Here is a 6980-nt window from a genome sequence, read left to right as displayed (position 1 = left end):
AGCTCATTTGCTTGAATCTGTTCGGCAAGGATTCTCTGGAAGAACTTCTGAATCCGCGAAGACGAAAAACTATAAACACCTATAGTTATAGCCTGTTAGCTATGGGTGCTTAACCGGACAACATTGATTGAATCTCTCTGTGATGGAGAAGCCGATGTTTGATGCAATTACCGCTGGTCTCTTGCGGTCCGCCCCGGAGCTGCCGGGACTTGATCCTAACAACTTGCCCGCCATTCTGACTGCCCACTATGCAGAGCTAGCGTCAATACGCCTCAAGGGTAATGGAGAAGATGAGGGGCAAAGAACCCCCCTTTGGAGCCTCGAACGTATTGCGGACACTTATGAACTTGTTGTTTCACTGCATCCCGAAGGACCCTCTCGTACAGCAGCTGCGTTTGTTGCAGGAACCGCCCAACAAATTCTTGCTAAAAGGCAGTCGGAAAAAAAACCAACTGAAGAGCTACCTCCCAATATCAACCGTGACCGTCTTGATCCAAGCTTGGCCGCTGTAATTTTATTTATGGCGTCTGGACAATATGCTGATGCTAATGAGGCTGCTTCCAATGTAACAATGCTCCATGCTGGGCAGAGTTATGAATCAAGAATTATTTCTGAGCACATTGTTGATATTGCAAAAGGTCAGCTCACTTCAATTCTAAAAAGAGCAGCGAGGTGGCGCCGAGATGGCACATATCTCAATCACGAAGATCGAGCACTTGCAGCATTGCTTGAGGCTCTTTGTGCGGGAATAGAATTGCTAGCAGCACAGATTCTGCGTACTGACAGCCCTGAGCCAACTGGTACTAGGTTTAATTCACCGGAAGACGCCTTTAAGCGCGTAATTTCACTCGCATCGTCTGATACTAACAGGGCAACCGTTGGTATTATTGAGGGGCTAATCGTCTCGTATGCTGGTCCATACCATCTTGCGTCTCTTTTACTTGCTGCCACAAAATCAATCGCACAGGCTAGTATCCTAAATACGCCAGTGCCCTCAGGAGCCGATGCACAATTATGGGAACAGTGGTTGCGCTTCCGTGCCGAAAAATTTCCATATCTTTGGTTAAATCATCGTAAAGCGCTTGAGCAGGGGGTTCATCAGACTGCGGTTTCTTCTGTTGTGGTGCTCCCTACAGGGGCGGGAAAAACTACGCTGTCTTCGTTCAAAATCGCTGGTGTCCTCGCACGAGGTAAAAAGGTAGTTTTCCTTGCCCCAACCCATGCTCTCGTTGAGCAGTTGACTGAGGACCTTCAGGAAATGTTCCCGGAAGATTTGCTCAGCGCTACCGTTTCCAGTGATTTTGACCTATTAATGCTTGAAGGCGCAGGTTTCAAGGGTGTCGAAGTGATGACCCCGGAACGATGCCTAGCCATGCTTTCTTTTGCCCCTAACGCCTTCAGCGACGTAGGGTTGCTAGTATTCGACGAGTGTCATCTTCTTAGTCCAGAGGCAGGTAAAATCCGTCGTGCATTTGATGCAATGCTTTGTGTGCTTGCCTTTTGTAATATTTCACCTGACGCAGATTTATTGTTCCTATCTGCCATGCTCAAAAATGGAGACGTGTTGGCGAGTTGGCTTCAAGAACTTACTGGCAGGACAACAATTTCAATCGACTTACTTTGGAAGCCAAGCCGCCAAGCACGAGGCGTAATCATCTATAATCATGAGCACCTTAATGAGGCTAGTACGCGCGCGCTTGCCGTACAGGAAGCAGAGGATAAGAAAAAAAATAAACTAGCTAAGGAGTTGCGCAAATCTGCAGTAGGTGAGCTAACCGCAATACCTTACACTATTTGGGGGCTTCAACATAATTGGTTGGCCCAAGATAAACCTAGTGATCATTGCATAACGACCCAACTTCTCGAACGCCCTGTCACCCTTGCAGGACATCTTAAATTCGGCCAGCTCAAAATTACGCCAAATGTCAACCATGTCGCCATTGAGATCGCAGTCGCCGCCGCCACGCGTGGCTTAAAAACTATTGTTTTTGTGAACACCAAGCGGGACGCTGTGTTGGTGGCAAATGAAATCTCCACTATGCTGACAAGTCAAATTCGGATAACTCCAATCGAACAAGCTCGGTGGGATGCTCTCAAAGTCGAGTTAGGAGGAATAGAGCACTCTATACTTCCGGGAGCAACGGCAGCAGTTCCCCATAATTCTGCCATGCTTAGGCTTGAGCGAGACATCGCGGAAAGGATGTTTAGGCGGCCTTCCGGTGCCCATGTTATTGTTGCTACTCCAACGTTGGCCCAAGGCTTAAACCTGCCTGCGCAGCTTGCAATTTTGGCTGGAGATAGGCGTGCCAATACAATAAAGGGTGGTCGCGAAGATTTAAAAACTCATGAGATACTAAACGCCGCAGCTCGAGCAGGGCGGGCAGGACATCTTGCAAATGGGCTAGTGCTTCTTATCCCTGAACCCATCATTTCTTTTCAAGATGACAAGCCGCTAGGCAAACAAGTTATTCGGAAGCTCCAGGCAATTTTTCCCGAAGATGATCATTGTGTGGAAGTCACTGATCCTCTAGAAATTGTACTTGATCGAGTGATGCAAGGTCAGACCAGCGATCCTGATGTCAGCTATATGATTAATCGCATGGCAGCGTTGAGGAAGGAGGACGAAGCCGACAACTCGCTGCTCCTTTTTGATTTGCGGAAATCATTCGGGGCCTTCATGGCCAAGCAGCAGGAAGAGGCAGAGGTGTTTGACGCAAAGGTTGAGGCATTGAAGCAGGCTATTGCAGTCAGTGAGATAGAGGGGGCTGATCAAAATATTACAATTCTTTCTTCACAAAGTGGTTTGCCAGCAAATTTACTAATCAACCTTAAGACAAAAATTACACTAGATATCGGCGAGTTGCCAACAACGGTATGTGATTGGTTAAGATGGATGATTAACTGGTTGCAGGAGGATAAAAACTCTCGGAATGAACTCTTTGCAGATATAATGGGTAGCATACTAGCAGCATGCGGTAAGGCACGAGACGACGAGCTAGAAAAGGATGATCTTGATTTACTTTTGGAAGCACTAATCGCGTGGGTGGACGGAAAGCCCCTGCGTGTGATTGAAGAAATTTTCGGAGGCTCACCGGACGATGAAGCTCACGCCAAAAAAGTGTGCCCCCGAGCAAGAGAGCTTGCGGGTACCATAGTTCAACGAGGTGTCTCGTTTGCCTTTGGCTTAGTAGCATGTTTGGTCAAAGATATTAATCCGTTCGCGCAGCAAGAGACACTTGATCGTCACTTGGTAGATTGCCTTGCCGCGCTAGTGCGCCGAGGTTTTAACAGCGTGGGGATGCTTTCCTTTGCCGCCAGCAAGAAAGAACTTCTGGGGCGAGTTCAGATTCATGAAGAATGGAAACATCAATTGCGGTGAAATCGAAACTCTCCATCCCAGGTATCTCGGCAGCCAGGATACGTTTATAAAATGTAAGCCTCTACTTCTGAAGTCTTGGATTTCAGAAACAGAGGCTTACCAGTTTGTATTGATAAATCAAAAATTGTCAATTAAACGGGTTATCAGTGGGTCCTCCTCTGCTCAAAAGTGTAAGAATATGGTTTTTGTTTGCAGGTATTGTTCATGAGACTCACGCCCATTGTCCTTCCCTCCAAAGCCAGATAACTTGTATCCGCCAAAGGGTGTGGTGTTGTCCCCCTCGCTGAAATGATTGACAGAAACAGTGCCTGCCTGCAAAGCGTTTGCGTAGCTGTGTGCCTTGCTTACATCATTGGTAAACAGAGTCGCTTGAAGTCCATAAACGGAGTCATTGGCTAGCGTTAAAGCCTCTTCATCCGAATCAACAGGCAAAAGCACTGTAACAGGGCCAAAGATTTCTTCTCTGGCAATGGTGTCTTCCTGTTTGACATTGTCAAAAATGGTCGGAGGAATGAACAGCCCGCTCAAGCGAGGCTCTGATGAGTCTGACGACATATCAGCTTACGACCTCATCCTGAAGCGGAAGGAAATCCTGCTCTCATTTGAGGAGCCAACGCGGTTTATATTTTCCCACTCCGCTTTGCGCGAAGGCTGGGACAACCCGAATGTTTTTCAGATTTGCACTTTAAAGCATTCCGATGACGCTACTACAAAGAGGCAGGAAGAAGTAGTCCCAAAAATTTGGACAGCTATGATAGCTACTCAACCAGACGAGGAGATCATCAATGTCCAAACGCAGAAATCATTTGCCCGCTTTCAAGGCCAAGGTGGCGCTTGCCGCCCTTTCAGGCGAGAAAACAGTTGCCGAACTGTGCAGTGAGTTTGGCGTCCACCAGACGCTGGTCCACAAATGGGTGAAGCAGCTCAAGGAATCCGCGACCGGCATTTTTTCCGGCGAAATCAAGACGGAAGAGGCCAAAAAGGAAAAAGAGCTGCACGAGTTGCACGCCAAAATCGGCCGGTAATCATCCCCTTTTTAGTAGCTCTCCAAAGTAGAGCCTATGCCGCCAGCTTACGTTTCATAGCTGGAGTGATGCCGCCAATGCCCATGTTTGGTCGCTCATTGTTATATGTCCACAGCCAGGCCGTAGCAAATCCCTGTATTTGGGGGAACCGCAGAATTCGGAAAAAATCGTACGCTAAGCTAACGGTGTTCTCGTGACAGCTCTTTGACTAGGCTTTCTAAGGCCATTCTGATAGCCCTGACTTCCTGAAAAGCCATGGCTAAAATTTGTGCGGCTAAAAGGGATAACCGATGGTAAAGTAAGTTATCCCTGTCGAGATACTGAAAAGCGTTATCCTCGTTTTTCCCAAAACTGTTTTGCCAGTTCGCTCAGAGCGCTAGTTAACTGAGCGACAGATTTCGCACTTTGCAAATTATTCTGCCCGGTCTGTACATTGGTATCAGCAGCATCGCGTATATTGATAATACTGCGGTTTATGTCTTCACTTACTGCTCCCTGCTGCTCGACCGCAGTCGCTATTTGCGCGTTCATGTCGGTAATTTCGTTAACGCGTTGGCCAATTCCATCAAGAGCTGTAGCTGCTTCCTCTGCGTGAGCTACACTCGTGTGCGCTTGCCGACTACTTTGCTCCATGACTGTAACAGCGGATTGCGCTCGCTCTTGTAGAGCGCTGATCATGCTTTGAATATCCGTTGTCGATTGCTGTGTGCGAGCAGCAAGACTGCGAACCTCATCGGCGACAACAGCAAAACCACGCCCCTGCTCACCAGCACGCGCGGCCTCAATTGCTGCGTTGAGTGCCAACAAATTCGTTTGCTCGGCGATCCCTCGTATAACGTCAAGAACTTTTGATATCTCGTTACTTTGACCTTCAAGCTCATGAATAACCTGAGTGGCTTGCCTAATTTCACCTTCAAGGGCAGTGATTGACTGGCTTGTGTGGGCTACCAGACGCTGGCCAGATGCCGTCTCAGTGTCTGCTCTTCCGGCCGCATCTGCAGCATGCTGTGCATTGCTCGCAACCTCTTGAATGCTTGCCACCATTTGGTTTACTGCCGTTGCTATTTGATCTGTCTCTGCCTGCTGCTCAACTGTAAGTACATTGCTTGACTCAATATCCTTTAGTAGGCCTCGGGTGTGTTCGCTAAGCCGATTTGATGCATCACCTATGCGACCTACTATGGCGCCTGTTTCAGCTTGCATCATTCGTAAAGCAAACTCTATTTGGCCAAACTCATCGGTGCGCCCAGTGTAGAGGGATTGACTTAATGGGTTATTGGAAATATTCCTGGCTCTTTCAACCAGTCTTCCAAGAGGAGAGAGAATAGCCAAAACACTAACAGAGCTTAAGCTTCCTGACATTAAAGTGGCTAACAATAAGCTGCTTATTGATGTATCAGTAAGCATGCCGGCAGCCATTGCGCTTGATATAATACTACCCCATATGAGCAAGAGTATTTTCACGGAAAAGCTAGCAGCCAATTTCGGCCTCGCGGCCTTCCCGCTTCTCAATTGAGCATATAATTTTTCCGCAGCCAAAACCTGCTCAGGTTCAGGCTTGGTCCTTACAGACTGGTATTCAACAATCGAACCATTCTTAGCTATTGGCGTTACATAAGCACTTACCCAATAGTGGTCGCCATTTTTACAGCGATTTTTTACTAGCCCCATCCATGAGCGGCCAGATTTTAATGTACTCCACATATGCTCAAATGCAGCAGGCGGCATATCTGGGTGTCTTACGATGTTGTGAGGCTGGCCTAATAGTTCTTCCTCAGTGAAACCACTGATTTTAATGAAGTCAGGATTAACGTACGTGATATGGCTTTGAGGGGAGGTAGTCGAAAGAATATTGGCATCTTTTGGGAGTTCTAAGTTTCGACCCGTCACTGGTAAATTCTGGCGCATAAGAACCTCAAGGGTTGGCTGTTTTATTTTATTGTTTTCGGCATTAAGCCCAATTTCTTGAGCGTTACGATAAAGCTAGCATGGAAACGATAGGTGCAAGCAAGTTAAGGGTTGCATCGCGCATGTCAATCTAGGCTATACCCTAACTTGATGTCAGGCAGGGCCGCGCCGCTTCGTCAGAATAGAGTCTGCTTTCCCATTTTTTGACACATGCCCGCGAAGGTTATAGATTTCAGCCTGACAGAAATGGGCTTTGAGGCACAACGGAACAGAAAGTGCACTTAAGCCGCCTTCAACCAAGGAGACATCGTGCAGGGGCACCGCATCGGCTACGTCCGGGTCAGCAGCTTTGACCAGAACCCGGAACGCCAGCTGGAACAAACCCAGGTGAGCAAGGTGTTCACCGACAAGGCATCGGGCAAGGACACCCAGCGCCCCCAGCTCGAAGCGCTGCTGAGCTTCGTCCGCGAAGGCGATACAGTGGTGGTGCACAGCATGGATCGGCTGGCCCGCAACCTCGATGACCTGCGTCGCTTGGTACAGAAGCTGACTCAGCGCGGCGTGCGCATCGAGTTCCTGAAGGAGGGCCTGGTGTTCACTGGCGAGGACTCGCCGATGGCCAACCTGATGCTGTCGGTGATGGGGGCCTTCGCTGAGTTCGAGCGCGC

At 48.4% G+C, this 6980-nt stretch carries 5 protein-coding genes; 3 read left to right on the top strand and 2 right to left on the bottom strand.

Going from position 1 to position 6980, the window contains the following annotated elements:
• Positions 1-154: 154 nt before the first annotated feature.
• On the top strand, positions 155-3379 hold the full coding sequence (locus V6C16_RS06045) for a DEAD/DEAH box helicase (protein WP_333535760.1): 3225 nt from the start codon (positions 155-157) through the stop codon (positions 3377-3379).
• Positions 3380-3541: 162 nt separating this feature from the next.
• On the opposite strand, the gene V6C16_RS06040 is transcribed toward V6C16_RS06045, so the two are convergent.
• A complete protein-coding gene (locus V6C16_RS06040; protein ID WP_333535762.1) occupies positions 3542-3907 on the bottom strand; it encodes an aldehyde dehydrogenase family protein in 366 nt (121 codons plus the stop codon).
• Between the two features lie 257 nt (positions 3908-4164).
• On the opposite strand from V6C16_RS06040, the gene V6C16_RS06035 reads away from it, so the two are divergent.
• Positions 4165-4404, top strand: a complete 240-nt coding sequence (locus tag V6C16_RS06035; protein ID WP_333535763.1) for a transposase — start codon at positions 4165-4167, stop codon at positions 4402-4404.
• Positions 4405-4734: 330 nt separating this feature from the next.
• On the opposite strand, the gene V6C16_RS06030 is transcribed toward V6C16_RS06035, so the two are convergent.
• On the bottom strand, positions 4735-6312 hold the full coding sequence (locus V6C16_RS06030) for a methyl-accepting chemotaxis protein (RefSeq protein WP_001323889.1): 1578 nt from the start codon (positions 6310-6312) through the stop codon (positions 4735-4737).
• 309 nt (positions 6313-6621) lie between these two features.
• Between V6C16_RS06030 and V6C16_RS06025 the strand changes: the two genes are divergently transcribed.
• On the top strand, positions 6622-6980 hold a 359-nt coding region (locus V6C16_RS06025; RefSeq protein ID WP_159197296.1), incomplete at its 3' end, for a recombinase family protein.

The sequence above is a fragment of the Desulfovibrio sp. 1188_IL3213 genome (assembly GCF_036763145.1).
Taxonomy (GTDB): domain Bacteria; phylum Desulfobacterota; class Desulfovibrionia; order Desulfovibrionales; family Desulfovibrionaceae; genus Desulfovibrio.
The sequence above is the reverse complement of the archived record's forward strand: the minus strand, read 5'-3'. Positions and strand labels throughout refer to the sequence as shown.

Excerpts from the sequence above, each read along its gene's own strand:
- V6C16_RS06045 (WP_333535760.1), top strand. The coding sequence starts at position 155 with ATGTTTGATGCAATTACCGCTGGTCTCTTGCGGTCCGCCCCGGAGCTG.
- V6C16_RS06035 (WP_333535763.1), top strand. The coding sequence starts at position 4,165 with ATGTCCAAACGCAGAAATCATTTGCCCGCTTTCAAGGCCAAGGTGGCG.
- V6C16_RS06030 (WP_001323889.1), bottom strand. The coding sequence starts at position 6,312 with ATGCGCCAGAATTTACCAGTGACGGGTCGAAACTTAGAACTCCCAAAA.